The organism is Anaerocolumna sp. AGMB13020 (assembly GCF_033100115.1).
Taxonomy (GTDB): domain Bacteria; phylum Bacillota; class Clostridia; order Lachnospirales; family Lachnospiraceae; genus Anaerocolumna.
In genome coordinates this window covers 1231373-1248703 of sequence record NZ_CP136910.1, presented here as the reverse complement: position 1 = coordinate 1248703, position 17331 = coordinate 1231373, and the positions used below count along the sequence as shown (strand labels likewise).

6 protein-coding genes and 1 pseudogene are annotated in these 17331 nt (G+C 39.9%); all 7 read left to right on the top strand.

Going from position 1 to position 17331, the window contains the following annotated elements:
- Positions 1-544: 544 nt before the first annotated feature.
- The 7 genes and pseudogenes from R2R35_RS05020 (at position 545) to R2R35_RS04995 (ending at position 17083) form a co-directional block, all read left to right on the top strand.
- Positions 545-2308, top strand: a complete 1764-nt coding sequence (locus tag R2R35_RS05020; protein ID WP_317733407.1) for a hypothetical protein — start codon at positions 545-547, stop codon at positions 2306-2308.
- Positions 2309-2319: 11 nt separating this feature from the next.
- Positions 2320-2604 (top strand): hypothetical protein, encoded by a 285-nt coding sequence (locus R2R35_RS05015; protein WP_317733406.1) that lies wholly within the window; start codon positions 2320-2322, stop codon positions 2602-2604.
- 224 nt (positions 2605-2828) lie between these two features.
- Positions 2829-4349 carry a leucine-rich repeat domain-containing protein gene (locus R2R35_RS05010; protein ID WP_317733405.1) on the top strand — a complete coding sequence of 507 codons (1521 nt, stop codon included), beginning with the start codon at positions 2829-2831 and terminating at the stop codon, positions 4347-4349.
- A 664-nt stretch (positions 4350-5013) separates the two neighbouring features.
- Positions 5014-5337 (top strand): pre-toxin TG domain-containing protein, encoded by a 324-nt coding sequence (locus tag R2R35_RS05005; RefSeq protein ID WP_317733404.1) that lies wholly within the window; start codon positions 5014-5016, stop codon positions 5335-5337.
- Positions 5330-5677: a hypothetical protein gene (locus tag R2R35_RS05000; RefSeq protein ID WP_317733403.1), complete on the top strand. Its 348-nt coding sequence runs from the start codon at positions 5330-5332 to the stop codon at positions 5675-5677. Before R2R35_RS05005 ends, R2R35_RS05000 begins: the two co-directional genes overlap by 8 nt.
- A 154-nt stretch (positions 5678-5831) precedes the next feature.
- Positions 5832-6241 (top strand): annotated as a pseudogene (locus R2R35_RS24625) (transposase); the annotation flags it as partial.
- A 480-nt stretch (positions 6242-6721) separates the two neighbouring features.
- Positions 6722-17083 (top strand): glycine rich domain-containing protein, encoded by a 10362-nt coding sequence (locus R2R35_RS04995; RefSeq protein ID WP_317733402.1) that lies wholly within the window; start codon positions 6722-6724, stop codon positions 17081-17083.
- Positions 17084-17331: the final 248 nt, after the last annotated feature.

Here is a 17331-nt window from a genome sequence, read left to right as displayed (position 1 = left end):
AAAAACATATGAAAGTAATCTGAATGAAAAGAGGCTGTTGCAAGAATACCGTAAGAATCATCATAATAGTTATCCAGTTAAATTGCCGGATAACAACGGTCATTTAGCGAAGGTCAACACAAATTTTATTGCAGTTATATGCTGTAAAAGGCAACATTAATTTGTTGCTTACAGCATATGGCTATCTAAATTATCTATATTATTTTTCTTACATAGAAATATCTCATTATTTACCCTGAAAATAGAATTTATATGTCATATTGTAGGTGAAATAAGTGTTTTGCTTAAAAACAAATTGTGAAATTAATTATTAATTTGTTATTAGTATTTTGCATGTAATTATAAAGAAATGTAATTCATCAAAAATGCAATGAACCTGCAAGAGTACGATAAATCAGAATGGGGAGATAAAATTGGATGTTTTCTGCACACACATCAACACTTTGGTTACTTTTGATACAACTGATTTTACAGATAATAGAACGAATCAGATAATATTACATATGAGGCAACAAAAAAACAAATCCTTCCCGGAGGATTTGCAATGGTAAGACAGCTGGAAAGAGAAGTAATAAATAAATACTCCTGGCTGGAGAGAGCGAATATTACATCTGGATACGGGATTAATCTCCTCTTTGATTTTGCAGATCTAGATGAGCTTTGCAAGGATATTGAAGGAGAACTGGACTCCAAAGCATTAGGTGCAGGTTTTCTTTCTCAAGGGCTAAGAATCGATGAGTTTGCAGAACATAGATGTTCCCTGCTAACCTATATTAATGATGTATTGTATGACATTGATAGTTACCTGGAGGAGCCTCTTTATAAAGGCTTTAACGAAGCAGTGGATCTTATGGCAGCCATCGATATGACAGATGGAAAGACGGATAATACTCTTGGGGTTCAGAAAAATGTCACTGTTAATGGTGGCGGAAGAGGGTACGGATTTGAGGTAGAGCTGCCAGAGCTTAACCTGGAGGATTTTATAGGCAGCCGTTACGAAGAAACAAAAGGCAGTTCCTATGAAAGAAGTAACTATAATCAAAAAGTTGATAATTTTGCAGATTTGTTTGCAAAAGACTATGAAGAGTTGGTCGAAAATGGTAAAATAGATTCAACTGAGAAAAGTCTGCAGGATTATCTGAATGAGCTTATCTTAAGAGAATTCGCCCATAAAAAGGACGCACCATTTTGGAAGGAGTTATTGGAGCAGTTAAGTGATCTGACCATCGTGATACCCATATATGAAGCTGCAACCGGTAAAACCCTGATTACAGTAGACTATTTAACGGATACGGAAGGAGCTTTTAAACTGGTGTCTGCCACAGTAAGCCTGGTGACCTTAGGGCAAGGTGCCCTGGTCAGTAAGGGAGGAGTAGCTTTTGCGAAGCTGTTTGCAGCAGAAGTTGTGTCAGAAGCAGCAGCAGGTACGACTGTAATTGTATGTGACAGAGCGGGAGTTCCTTCGGCCGTGACCATTTCCTTAGCAATGCTGCTTGGCACAACAGCAGGTATGGCAGCCAACAAAGCCCTGATACCAGAGGATTTCAGTAAATGGATGACAAAGGAAGAGGCAGGCCGGTATAATCAGTATTGGTCTGAGGTGCAAGGCAGACAGGGGCTTAATGATTATAACTATTACGGTACTCTAGGAGATTCGTATTATAAGAATCTTACTGAAGGGGGATATAATAAAAATTTAAATTATTCGGCTATTGAAGATATGCACCAAAACATGGAGGACATATTTACATCAGTTAATAAGAATATATATGAGATAATAGAAACCATTAATAAAATTAACTATAAAAATCTTAATACAACAGAATTGAATATGTTATTAGTTATGGCTAGTAACATATCTGGATTACGTTATGAAGATCTTGTTTTATTAAAATCTTGTATAATTAAAAATGCAGGATTTAATCATTTTGATTGGAAAGGAATAGGGGAAGATATTAAAGGGTTTGTTAATCTAGACATTAATATTGTAGAACTCGACGAACCATTGATATTGTACAGAAGAGGATATCCAGATGAGCCTGGTAGCCAGAATGGACTAGGAAGATGGTGGGGAGATAAATATAGAACAATAGACGAAGTTAGAAATGAGCTTGCTGTTCTAGAAGATTGGGGAAATCCATTAGTTGGTGAATATACGATAATAGTGCCAAAAGGGGAAAAGGTTTTGACTGGATTAACAGCACCCCAAAAGGCATTGGACGAATTTGGAAATATAATTGAATCCAGGGGCGGAGGAGCAGTACAATATTGGTTAAATGATATTCCAACTGAATGGTTATTGAACTAAAGGAGATTAATATGAGGAAAAAAATAGAAATGTGTATGCTATTAGAAGAGGCAAAAACCGCTTGTGAAGAAAGCCTAAAAGATAATTCATATATCTTATATTATGATCGTTATATCAAACTTCTCAACAAGATTAATAGTATAAAAGAAGCCGTAATGGATGACAAATTGTATACTGAAATCTCTGACCTGAGTATTATCAAAATGATAATTGAGAATGATCCAAAAGAACTAATTGATTCTGTAATCAAGGTTAATTTATATTATAGAGATAATTTTAGCACAGTGTTTTCGTAAATTTATAATAAGTAAAAACGAAAGTGAAATATTACTTGGTATTAAAGTAAGTACATGATACTTTCTTAGAAAAGTATTTAGGTACAACTGTGTCATACTTTATTAAATTCACAGTAACTTATGGGAAGGGAATAAAACGGAAAATCAATGTTGATAATTGGAAAAAAATGCACTATAATACAATATAATTGAATAAAGTTTACGTAAAATTAAAGGAGCTGCAGATGAATAGAAATATAGTAAAATTATTGAAATATCTATTAGGCGTTATAGCAATACTCTTTTTTATTATGATTTGTCCTGGTAATAGAGTAAAAGCAGATAGTGAAGAAGATTTTATTATTAAGGATGGAGTTTTGATGGAATATATTGGGGATGCAAAACATGTTGTAATACCTGAAGGTATTACTGAAATACATGAATGGGCATTTTACCAGAGTTCATTGGAAAGCGTTGAAATACCAGATAGTGTAGTAAAAATTGGTATAGGGGCTTTTTGTCAAAGTAAATTAAAGAAGGTTGATTTACCAGATGGTATTGAAGTGATAAGCAGACGTACATTTGATGATTGTAATAATTTAACCGAGGTAAGATTACCCCAAAATCTCAAAAGGATAAATGGACAAGCATTTAATATGACGGGATTAACTGCTATTGACTTCCCAGATGGTTTTGAAAAAATATCGGGGTATGGTGTGTTTAGTGAGACAAATATAACGACCCTTACATTGCCTGATAGTGTAACAGAAATTGGACCGTCCGCATTTAGAGAATGTTCTAAACTTAAAAAGGTTCAGCTTTCAAATAATTTAGAAATAATAGGTAATAATGCTTTTTTTAGTTGTAGAAATCTACAATCGCTTGATATACCGAAAAGTGTTACAGATATAGGCGAATATGCATTTTTTGATTGTAGAAGTATAAAGGAAATGACGATACAAGGGAATATAAAAGAAATAAAGAAAATGACATTTAGTGGCTGTAGAGCCATGACAAAAATAAATTACCCTGATAGTGTAACAAAAATAGGATATTCCGCATTCTCTAACACCGGTTTTAAGACACTGCCTATTACAAAATATATAAAAAGTATTGGAGAAAGTGCCTTTAGTAATAATAACATCACATCCATTAAGGTGCCCGAAGGAGTCAAAACCATTGGAAATAATGCATTTGGTCAATGTTTAAATTTGAAAACTGTTTATATACCAAAAAGTGTGACCTCTATTGGTAGCGAGGCATTTGGACAATGTGAGAATTTGGAAAAGCTTACTATCAGTAACCCTTTATGCAAAGTCTATACTAACGAAACGGATAATATATTTTTTAAAGGTAGTAAGATATATATGCTTGAAAAAGTAAAGTTGTATGGATATAAGGGGTCTACAGCTGAGGAGCTGAGTAAGGTACTTAATGTTAAATTTGTATCAATTGATAAAACAGCAATGGATTATCCTGAACTTAAAAATAAAAAGGAACCGAAGGTTGTAACTGGTAAAGATAGCTATACGGTGGCAATGGATAAGGAAATTAAAATTCCCTACAAGGTTACAAATGGAAATGGTTATACAGTGAAAGTTACGGGTGGTACAGAATATATTGATGGCATAGGTTATGATGTTGTCAAGGTTGTTAAAATAACTGATGACTATATTATCATAAAGGGCTTAAAGTGGACTGGTACGGTCACATTAAAGATAAAGGTTGGATTTACAACGAAAGCAGTTAAAGTTACGGTAAAATAGTTTATTGACAAGATACTATTGGCTTCTTCATAGAAGCCAATTTTTTTTGGATATTTTCTCTATCCAGTTGTTTTACCATGGCAGTTCCTCCATGAAGCTTCCAGCCACCCCTAGGTTAAGGTTCAGCTACTGTGCTAAATCCTGATTTGCTTTATCACCATTAGAAGCAATTCGGATAAAAGTGTGGGTTTGTGACCATTGTAAATCCAATATAATCTCCCCCTTTTCTTATTTAGTGTACTTCGCTGCTTATTAATCAAGTAATACATAAATACACCTGGCTGGAGAGAGCTAATATGACATCGGGATACGGGGTTAATCTACTTTTTAATTTGCAGATCTTGATGAACTATGCAACGACATTGAAGGAGGACTGGACTCCAAATCCATAGGTGCGGGATTTCTTTCACAAGGGCAAAAAATCGATGAGTTTGCAGAACATAGATGTTCTTTGTTAACTTATATTAAGGATGTGTTATATGACATTGATAGTTACCTGGAGGAGCCGCTGTATAAAGGTTTTAATGAAGCGGTGTAAGACTATGAAGATCTGGTCAATAGTGGTAAAATAGATTCAGATGAAAAAAGCCTACAGAAGTATCTGGATGAGCTTATCTTAAGAGAATTCGCTCATAAAAAAGGTGCACCTTTTTGGAAGGAATTATTGGGGCAGTTGAGTGATCTGACCATCGTGATACCCATATACGAAGCGGCAACCGGAAAAACCCTGATTACAGGAGATTATTTAACGAACACAGAAGGAGCTATTAAACTGGTATCTGCGACAGTAAGCTTTGTGACCTTAGGACAAGGTGCCCTGGCCAGTAAGGGTGGAGTAGCTTTTGCAAAACTGTTTGCAGCAGAAGTCGTGCCAGAAGCAGCAGGTACAACCGTAATTGTATGTGACAAAGCGGGAGTGCCTTCGGCTGTTACCATTTCCTTAGCAATGCTGCTTGGTACAACAGCAGGTATGTCAAGATTTGAGTAAGGTACTTAGCATTAAGTTTGTGGCTATTGATAAAACGGCAATGGACTATCCTGAACTAAAAAATAAAAAGGAAGCTAAAATTGTAACGGGTAAAGATAGCTACACTGTAGCAGTGCGGAAGGAAATTAAGATTCCTTATAAGGTTACAAATAGAAATGGTGCTACAGTCAAGGTTACTGGAGGCGTAGAATATTTTGATGGCTTGGGTTATGAAGTTGCTAAGGTCGTTAAAATAACTGATGACTATATAATCATAAAAGGTGGAAAGTGGACAGGTACAGTTACAATAGAGATAAGGGCTGGATTTACAAGTAAAGCAGTTAAGATTACAGTAAAATAGGTTTACAGGCAAGAGTTTAATTGGCTTCTTTCATAGAAGCCAATTTCAGACTGTAGGAAAAGTTCAGGGCTTACCCTGAACTTTTCACCACAAGGAGCCAAAAAGTCAATATTTACAAGATTTTAAGGCTCTTTTCTTACTATACAATAGATAGCTGCTGATTGATGACGGGATAAATCCATTATTCCCGTATAAAAGGCCGATGACGATAGAAGGACTTTTCAAAAAGTATGAGAATACTTATGATATTATGTTTGATAAGTTTATCCAAATAACCAGGTACTTCTTCATAGCACAACAAACCGAGATGGGTATCGGGATTATAAAGCTGTGGAGGAATCTGTGAAAACTGCCTTTATTTATCCCAATGTACAGAGAGTAGAGATCATGTAAAACTAGCCACTAGGCATATATGGGAACCTTATATGAAAAACAGTGTGATAATAGCTTTTAAACACTTAAAATGAAAGGATTTAATGCCAGGAGGAAGAAAACAATCGAAAGATTATTAAGAACGGCAAAGGAGAATCATGGATTCTGATATACGTAAATATCTGGAAAACATGAATGGAGATGAAAGTGAGGCTGACTTTTGCATGCATGAATCTTAAAAAAGCTAGAAAAGATGAAACAGAGAACAGGACTTTTAAAGCCTTTAAGCGAAATGTTATTAGAATTTGGAATAGTGATAAATAAAAAAATGGCTCTAAGATTTGCATCCTAGAGATGAATTGTCTACAGTTTGTATTGGCTTCTTACATAGAAGCCAATTTTTTTGGGAGAATTACAAAAAAAAGCTAATAAATTAAAAAAATTTGTCATATTATATACAGAAACAAAAACATAAATAACAAACATAAATAACAAATATAGAAAGTGAGACCCAATATGTTATATAACCTACGGAAAGAAAATAAAAAAATAAATAAAACAGATCGATATAGAAGATATAAAGTATTAACTTCCGTTATCCTCGCGGTTTGTTGTATAGCAGTTTTCTTTCTCGCAAACCTTTCTCAAGTCCAGTCGGAATCAGACAGTTATGTGTTAGGTAAAAAGGGTTCAGCAGTTGTTGCAGGTACAAAAAGCGGTAACGCGTCTATTTGGCCTGTAACACATCCTGTCTTTATAGTGAAATTTTATCCGACAAAAATTTCAACAGCAAGTGATGACGGTTATAGTGATACATTAAAAACCATAAAAAAAGTTATACCTTACACTGGAACTGATTCGTTATGGATATGTTCGAATACTTTGTCAGAATACTTGTATCGGCAGAACTTTAATACAAAGGAACAGGTGTATTTAGCAAGGAGAACCAGCATAAATGGCTCATTAAAGCTAAATGGAGGCAAAAATGATCCGGAAACTACCGGTAGAATTGTGTATTTTGATTCCAGTCATAGAACAAATGTGAATCCTGCCAAGGACGGAGTATTTTATCAAAAGGTACTAGGACTTTTTATCAAAAATAATCGCAATTTTCTGTCACTTTCCAAAGATCCTGAATTTAATAATTTATTAACGAAACCTTCCAGTTCAAAAGTAAGTGACTCTTTAAAAGTATGGTCTTTTATAACTGATACAAATACAAAAGGGTCAGATAAAGACGGGTGGACTTATACCGTAGATATTAAAAAGAATATGGAAGAGTTTATGAATTATAATTCTTTACCAACAGAGTTTTTAACTTCAAGCTGGGAACTAGAGGGCATGGTAACTTATAATACAAATGGTCTCGATAATAATGATAATTTAAAAAAATATAGCATAACAGCAATAGAAGAATTAGACTTGAGATATTTAGACCTATTAATGACATTAAATGCTATTTCCAATAACAGAACGTATTGGCAGAATGGTATAAAGAGTTATATGACGGATAACAAAGGAGCAGCAACTCTTTCCATTACCCATGGTATGGTTGCAAGAATGGAAAGCCTAAGTACAAAAGGTGGAGATGTAGAGCCGGCAACTGTTTTTGTTTCCAGTAATGACCTCACTCAAACTGCCTATAATGTGAAAAAGGATAACAATCTATCTACGAAAGATGGCGTTGAGAAAGTCGCAAAATATACTAATAGTAAGGTATATAATACCAGATTAAAAAAGGCGGTTGAATTATCAGGTTCAAAAACTTATAAGAGTACTGGTATTTATTCCACAGCTATCATAAGCCGTATTCTATCAGAGGAAGTAAGAAAGATAAAAGACAGTAAACTGGTTTGGGGAGATTCTTATAATGATGCAGAATTAATAAAACTTCTTAAATTCCAGATTAAGGATGCCTCGCCTTGGTATGGAACAAACTGGGCTTTAGAACCACCTATTTTCAGTTCCGTTAATTATAAGGCTATCTTAAGAACAGATTCAACGGATTTTAATAAAATTAAAGGAAAAAATGGGCCATTATATAGTGCATCAACAAAAAGTATAAATTTAATAAAATATTATGAGTTAACAGATCCTAGTAAGAAATATGAGAATACGGTAACAACAAATGATGTTGTTAGTACTCAAGTCTCTTTGAACGCAATAGACAGCAAAGGGAAAAAAGCAGGTGACACAAATGAATGGAAGGATTTTATTAAGAGGAATGGTATCAAGAATTTTAAAGTAAAAGTTGTACTGTACAGAGATAATGGAGGTTCAGATTTTAAAGCTGTAGGTAAATTGACGCAAATTCATACTGGTTCAAAAACCTGGTGTACCTCGGATAGCTGGAAGGCTTATACAGCAGATGCTATGTTAAAATTATTGGAGGGGAATGAGCCTATTGATACATGGGTGGATCCTTCCATTGCATCCATGGAATTGGATAAGAAGAAAGGAGAAGTACCTGTTAACTATGCCGCCAGAGTATATATCAAGTATCAGGCAAAGGATAAAAAGTGGTATTACACCTCTGGAAAAGAAGTTGAGAGCAAGGAGAGTTTATCAATAAGCAGTGTACTTACCAAAATACCTGATGTAAGAGAAAGTAATAAGGTTACGCATACATATTTTTGGACTACGCCTACAATAACCCCCACACCATCAGGTTCTATCACACCTACCCCTACTATAGATATTGAAGTAGATTATCCATCAGATTCCTGGTCCTCAAGGGTGCCTTCTCTGGCTTATGCGGAGATAAAGGAAGGAACTATTTATAACGAAACCTTTGAGGCAATGGCTGGTGTTCCTTCCACCAGAACCTTGTATTTTTCCTCCGGCGGCAATGAGTTCATGGCTGACCTGCAGGTGGACTATGAGCATGATACCACAGCTACCAGAGAGTACATCACTCATTACAACGGAACAGAATGCGAATATAAGGAAAATGACAAGTTAATAGGAGGCACAGGCAAGTATTCCGAAAATCTGACCTTTGTAGGAGATTCGACAGGTAAAACAATCAGCAAGTCTGTAACAGCTGAATCCTCTCAGATTGCAACACCTGAAGGCAACAATTCCGGCAACATTACTGTTAGCGGTCATACCGGAGAAACCACCTTATGGGCACAATGGTCAGGCAGTATAGACAATGGGACCCAGGAACCATCGGATATCGGAAGCTTTGATGCCGGGAAAGCCGGTTCACCCTGTAAGGGAAAGGATTATGACGTAGGAAAGCTTAGAACGAAAGCAGACCCCTCTACAGACTGGAAGGTCGATGCTTACAATAATGCATTGAAGCAGGCCACAAAGTGGGCAACGGATATGGAAGGCACCAACAGCAGCTATACTGTTCAGAAAATTGCAGACAGTGACGGTCAGGTCAGACAGTATAAGGTAGGAAATGCCGTTATTACAATTACTTTAACCGGGGGAAGTAATGGATACTCCAATACGACCCAAAGAAGCTATGGCGGCGGGACTTATTCTTCCTCCAGTGCTTCAGCAGCTTCTTTAAATAGCAATGACAAAGGAAAATTAGGCAGTGGCTGGGGATGGAGCCCCGGTACCTTAGGATCGGGAAGTGGTTACTCTGATTGTGGTCATGGTCACGGAGCAACAGGCTGGCATACAGCACCGGTAGCAGCTGTTCCACCAGATAAGAACGGGAACGGTGGTAAGCCTGCGGTTCCGGGTGTTGAACACTCACATAACTGTGGTGACTTTAATGAGGCCAAGGATATTACGCAAGGTGCTTCCGGTACAATTAATTATACGATCAAAGTGACCTTCCAAAATGGTACCCTTACCTCAAACAATTCCGATGGGAATTCTGCCGATGTGGCAGCAACTGCCAAGACCGGGCTTTCAAGCTTACCGGCACATGCTTTATGCGGTCCTTGCTGTGACCATGATCTGCCGGCTATTGAAGATGTTTGGACCCAGGACCTAACCTATGATACTATTAAGATAACAAAGAGTAATGTTTACAAGCTTCAGAATGGTTATGTCACTGAAATGTCAGATATCACATATGACGGAGAAGATAAAATCATTGCCGGCATAACGCAGGGTGACCCGAATATCTTTTACAACATAGCAGCCTATAATAATCCGGCTTATAATAAAGATAAGAAATTGACAAACGGCTCACAGATCGGCAGAATCCGATATTCGCTGCAGGAAGCGCAAGGGGATAAGGTGTATTATGAAGAAATGTCAAACGGAGAATATAAGAGAACGAATAAATGCGATGGTCTAGCGAAGATACAGAGCCAGGTGAACCCGGCTCCACCGGCCAAGACAGGACATGAACTGGGGTATGCCTCCGGTATATTATATAGTAACGGCAAGACCGCAGGCTTTGGAACAGCGCCGGCAGTAAATATAACCACAGAAGACTTTGTATCAGATAATACTGCAACGGTTACCACACCCAAAACCGCTTATGGAAATAAACTGGATTCCAGGGATCTTAAGACAGAGGAATGGAAGCGTTTTTACACAAGGCGTACTCAGCTGGTAACAGCTACTGTAATTTCAGATATGCTTATCTTACAGACCTCCAGCGGAGACCAGAGTCCGGTCTATTATGAAGAGAATACCAAAGCCGTGAAAGCCCAGGAAGATTTCAATTCCTTGCAAGCTTCGGGAGATGTTGAAAAGGCTTCTTCACAGGAGCAGGTTGATGCGAAATGGAATAAGATGTGGACCAATAATGCCACTACCTTTGCAAAAGCTACAGATACAGTTGTAAATGTAGGCTCCTATAATGGGAAATATAATCAGACTTCCTCTAAATATAAGGGGACAGGAAATAATGCCATAATATCTACGAGATTCGACAACGATTTATCCGTCTTCTCATCACCCAAGGATGAACTGGGACTGGCTCGTGTAACGAGTAACCAAACCTTTACAAGGCCTGCCTATGGCACAACTAATATAGCTTCTCCCGGGAAAGCACAGGCACGTATGAACCGAGAAAAAGACTTGCTTCTTTTCGTAGATAAGATAAAGCAGGATCCGACAAACAGTAATGAAAAATATATAACCGGTGACTCATATATATTCTATATCCCTGTTTTGAAGTATAAAGTAGTTGGGGATCTTATAGTAACAGTACCGGAGGATGCCGGACAGATTAAAGATGCCGGTGAAGGTGAATATTACGATGATGATGGCTCGGGTGGCGATGGCGATGAAATATCGGAGGCCTTTGAGGAAGAAGAAAGCGATATACTGATAGAGGCAGGATATGATTATGGTCCAGGGCTTTTATATGAATCGAAATATTCAGCCTATGATGATAATTCAGACTATAAAGTGAACGATTTCATTGTTTTAAATGCGGTAGCTGCCCAGGATGCAATGATAGTCAAATCAGAGGTTGAAGATCAGCGTACAGAAGAAGGGATTGTAAAGGACGCCATAGAAACCCTTAAGGCCCTTGAGAAATGCCCGGGTACGCCTGCCCTGTGTGAATACAGAGCGTTGAATTGCAAGTATACCTTGGATACCACAAGCCTTTCCTTTAATTTAGATAAAATAGAAACAGAAAATGTATATGATGATGACGCATCTGGGACAACAGATGAATACATAACCAACAATATCGTCAATACAGACGGTGCCCATACGACATATAAGCTGCCTGAAGGATTCACATTGACATCCGGAGATGAAACATATTCCGGCTTTGGTACGGGACAGTTTCTGAAAGTGGCAGGAGCAGGTACCAGCCTTCATTTCTCCTACAATGACTGCAAGATTTATTTGACACCTACATCGAGAGTCAGGATATCCGCGGATATTTATATACCGGCAGCAACAGCACCCAATACCATGCTGTTCTCAATGGGTAGTGTGGGCTTGTATCTTCCGGCAAATACCGGCTCCCCTGCATTTATTACAAGTACGGGAGAAAAGCGGACTTCCTCAGTAAATATCCTGGGGCGTAAAGTGAAAGTAGTAGCAACCTTTAGTCTTGGGTCCTTGTATGACTGTGAATTATCCATAGATGGTACAAAGGTCATCACACAGATCACAGCGGGACTGACAGAGGCGCAGATTGCGGCCGCTGCTATTGATGAATCTATGAGAGGTGACGGGCTTAACATTGGATGCTGGGAATACAATACTTCATATGCAACGAATTTCTACACAGATAATATAGTAATTACCAGATGCGGAGGCACGCTGGAGCATACGGCAAGCTGTTATACGACCTATAAGCAGGCGAATCCGGTCTATCAGGATTTGTATAACGGTATACCGATAAAGAAAGATTCAACAAAAGTTACCTCAATCGATTGGACAGGTATATTCAACGACGGTTCCTATGGTATCGTGTCCAATTACTCCAAGCATGTCCACGAATTTTCCTGCCTGAACATAGGCAGTGAAGGATACCAGATTGCCTTGGCAGAAGCGAAAGCCGGTAATTGGACAGCTTTGAAAAAAGAGCTTGGTACAGATCTGTTTCAAAAAGTTGTTACACAATTTAATATCAATGATACCAATATACCGGAAGGAATGCTGACTAAAACCTATAATGGAAAACTGTGGGGACGCGTATACTACCATGATTCCACAACGGGTCAATATTTTGCCAATGATACAGAGGTTCTAAATACCAATAGTACATTCAAGTATTCCTGCTTAAATCAGATTCAGAATCTGAAAACAGGCTCAAAATATGAATTTATGTTATATTATCCAGAAAATGGACAAACCAACATATGGAAGCAGACGAACAGACCGCAGGATGAGCTGGAAACCAATTCTGACGGTTCACAATCGGCGGCAGGATATGAAGCAGTAGCTATTCAGATGAACGATAACTTTTGGGGAGGATTGGTCAAATCCACTTCGGGAGCTTCTTTATTGGATGGCTCCACCTATCATGATAACTGGTGGTATGCAATCGGATCCTATGCGCCTTATGTTACGGCTACCGGTATACCCGGCGGAAATAATACAATTGTAAATAAAGTGGAGTTGTGGATGGCAATTGGAACCAGCAGCGGTGTAAGCAATGTTGACAGTAATACCAGCAAGACAGCGGTTCTGGATACAGAAACGGAGAAGGTAACCCAAGTACCCACAGTCCCCTCAGGAACTGCTTATAATTTTGGTTATACTGGAAGTTATCAGATCTTTACCGCACCGACAGCAGGTACCTATACATTTGAGACCTGGGGTGCTCAGGCCAGTGGTTACTATTCTGGTCTTGGCGGGTATTCAAAAGGAAATTATACTTTAGCCTCCGGACAGCAAGTTTATATTTATGTAGGTGGTCAATACGGTTATAATGGCGGCGGTACTTCTTCCGGCAACGGTGATATTAATGCAACTACCTATGGTGGTGGTGCAACAGATATACGTGTTGGCGGTTCTTCCCTGAATAACAGAGTAATAGTGGCCGGAGGAGGAGGCGGCGGTAATTACAGTGGCAGCTGGTATAGTGGCACAGGCGGTAATTATGCATCAGCGTCATATTCCTTGGGGCAGGGACAGGATTATTCTCATGCATGCTCGAATTATGTTGGGGCAGGTGGCGGAGGATATTACGGCGGTGCAGCCAGTTCCGATGGCGCTTCTTACGGAGGCCAGGGCGGTTCCGGATATATTGGAGGGGTTACCAATGGAAGCATGACTTCCGGCACGAGAAGCGGCAATGGGTATGCTACAATAACTCTTTTATCAGGTGAAACAGTAAGCTCCTATGATACTATCATTACGAATAATACCGTACAAAATCCCACGGGAGTGGTAAAAGCAGGACAGACATACACCTACGGTTACACTGGCGGGGTACAGGCTATCACACTGCCGGCAGGAACCTATCAGCTGGAAGCCTTTGGTGCCGCCGGCGGTGGTAATACAGCAAGTGGAACCTCCAGAGGTTCCCGTGGCGGTAAAGGCGGATATACCGCAGGAACCGTAACTTTAAAAGAAACCACGACCCTTTATATCTATGTCGGTGAAAAAGGAAATACTGATACCGGTACGGCAGCCGGTGGCTGGAACGGTGGTGGAAATGCTGTCTGGGCCTCCACTACGAAAATGGGTGCCGGCGGAGGTGCCACGGACTTCCGTATAACTGCTGGTAACTGGAATGATTTTAACAGCTTAAAAAGCAGGATATTAGTGGCCGGTGGAGGCGGCGGTTCGGATGATACCGGGGAAGCATCCGGTGCTTATCATTCCAAACAGCCGGGAACTTACAGTACGCCATTGGCAAATGATAACGATGAAACCGGAGGCGCCGGAGGAGGTATTAACGGAGGAGGAGCAGTAACCAGCGGGTATGAAGCGAATTATGGATACGGTACCCAGACAGGCGGTGGAACTGCCGCAGCCGGAGGTGTTAACGGCGGCTTTGGCTATGGCGGTGCCAATACGAATTCTGCTGCGGATTACGGCGGTGGTGGCGGCGGCTACTATGGCGGTGCTTCCGGTGGAGGAGCTTACCAGGGTGGAGCCGGTGGGTCCTCTTATGTATCCGGTTATACCGGTTGCGACACCACTTACCGGGCAAATCAGAAATATGCAGCCTTTACCAACGTCACACTGCAGCAGGGAGTCAGAGCAGGAAATGGTTATGCCAGGGTTACCGTCCTTGACGTTAAGACAATACCGGAAGACAATGAGCTGTTTAACTTTATTAAGGCAAACATGAATCTGATTCCCGATAAAGTGACCACAGATGGAGTGACCATCGTTAACCCTATCTGGAATTGCAAGACCAGGAACAACACCGGAATAAGCTATACCGAACAGACCATCTTGACCTGTACAGAACCCCATCACTCTAGCGGACATTATGACTATGCCAGTGATATATGCTGGGATCCCTGCGGGAAAGATGACAACCATAAGCATACAAAGCTGGAAGTGATCGATGCCAATGGTACCAAAGTACAACAGGCTACTTATATTACCCTTGATAACTTCTTCAAGATCTATTACCCCAATGCAGGAGACTTTATGGGGAATGATTCTTATGGGATACTGCAGCCTTCTGTATACCGGGGAAAAGGTTATAAACAGGGAATGGATACCACGGAATGGACAAGAGAAAAGTATGTGAAGTTTGACTTTGATGTCCTGTATGAAAGAAGGGGAGTCTGGGAAAGCTATGCGGCAGGCAACTGGATCCCTTTAGAAATCATAGATGCCTCCACCACCAGAAAATATGCTCTGACCGGTGGGACTAAGCTTACCATTGACGGCAATACCTATGTGTTCGATCGGGCAAATGGTCTGCTGCAATGCAACGGAGGCAGTACGACCCTGATCGAAGGAAATAATATGGCGGTAATGAACGGGAAAATCTTTGTATGGAACAATGATGGTACGGTAAATGTAAGCGATCCCTGCAAGGAATACAATTTCTACTGTTTGCTGGAAAACAACGAGCATGCCTGCGTGGAGGCCCAGTTTGCCGTAGAGGGTATTAACTACGACGGGCAAAGCACAACGGAGGAGCCTTATACCGGCAATGACAGCTATGAAGAGGAGTATGACATATACTATTATGGCAATACCTATTCCACCAACAAAGACAGATTCAGTGATTTCACCTCTAATCATACGGCGGCTAAAATGGCTTATCTGGATGTAATCGGGCGTATCGGGAATCTGATCGTGGAGGATTCCGATGACATGAGGTTCAGCAATTACTTTAAGAAGTCCATCGCGGAAACCAATGAGGACTGGCTGGTGCAGGGGATAATCTCAAGAGTGGACAGCTCGATCTCAGAGCATTATCTGTCCTGGCACAGAAACACAGCCGGATATCCCCTGGCAGTAGACGTAAGAGGGGAACAGGTCAGTAAGGAAAAAGGGTATTATAATACCTGGGGTGCACAGGAATGGACCACCAAAGCAGAAAGCAACGGCTTAAGCTTGTCTGCGGATAAGAACTCCAAGTCGATCCTCCAGGCAGAACAGTTAAAGCTAGGTTATAATGTCCTTTTCGATGTCACAACCATGGGAGACTACAACCAATACCTGCAGGTTATTCCTTATTTCTACGCACTGAATAAAACAAGCGGTGAACTGACACCAGTGGATGTATATATCAACAATGACGGCAATACCCAGCCCATAAACTATTTCGGTCTTTATTCGGAATACATGGATGACAGCGGGAACTACAAGGAGGGTTATGATACCTTGGCGGACAAGCTCTATAAATATACCATGTATCTGAACTGGACCGAGGAAGCTACAAGGCGTAACTACACAGCAGGCGGAAAGGAAGCCAGTAATACGGATGCGGTAAGAGATTACTTTATTGAGCCGGTAAGGGACGCAGAAGGAGAGATTACCACCTATAAGTATCTGACGGTTCCCTTTGGAAATTTCTATAACCTGGGTACCCTGCAATGCCTGCAGCCGGGAGTCAGAGCCAGAACGTTTGTCGGCGGCAGCCAAGTATCTGCGATAAAAGAACAGGCATCAAGGCTTGGAATTACCACTAATGGTATTAACGGAGGGATAGAAACCAACTTAGATGATGAGTTTGTGAGTGAAATGTTCTATCATCAGGCACAGAGATGGCATCTCTCCATCGGCGTTCCCTCCTCTTCGACTTTTGTAGCCTACCGGGAAAAGGGAATCCACCTGGCGCCGGAGGACAACTGGTATGTGGCATCATATGTTGAAGAGGGTGTGGTAAAGACAAAGCAGTACTCAAAGGCATTTCTGACTGCAAATGTGGCTGAAAAAGAGTATGATGTAGGCACTGCCTTCCTGATTTCAGGGACAGAGTATACGATTACAAGCGAATATCAGGCAGGGAAGGAATTTAACGATAATGACGATTATGTCATCTTAATGACTGCGGACATCAAAGCAATCGGTGATGAATGGAATCTAAAGTACAGTACAGGAAACGATAATGGCTATATAACCGTGGATGGTACGACCTATACCTTTGATGGTACGATCCCCACCTTTATCGCAGCGTATGATACGAAATCCTCCCTGGTAGATATTTCAATCCAGCATACACATTAAAAAATAGAAATAATAAGAAGATACCTGGAAGTTATTTTCACATCTTCAATACTCATTAGATAGCATTTAAAATAGAAACTCCGGAGAAGGGGATATAACACCTACAGTAGATGACATACAGGATAGTAGCTATTGTTAGAGTAATATCTTCCGGCTCCGGAGTTTTTTGTTATATAGTTATTTATAGTTTCCTTTCTGCAAATTAATTCAGAAATGACTTGCTATAGATAGAGATAATATCATAAATG

Bases quoted from the DNA above. Each gene is read 5' to 3' on its own strand.
- R2R35_RS05020 (WP_317733407.1), top strand. From the start codon at position 545: ATGGTAAGACAGCTGGAAAGAGAAGTAATAAATAAATACTCCTGGCTG.
- R2R35_RS05015 (WP_317733406.1), top strand. From the start codon at position 2,320: ATGAGGAAAAAAATAGAAATGTGTATGCTATTAGAAGAGGCAAAAACC.
- R2R35_RS05010 (WP_317733405.1), top strand. From the start codon at position 2,829: ATGAATAGAAATATAGTAAAATTATTGAAATATCTATTAGGCGTTATA.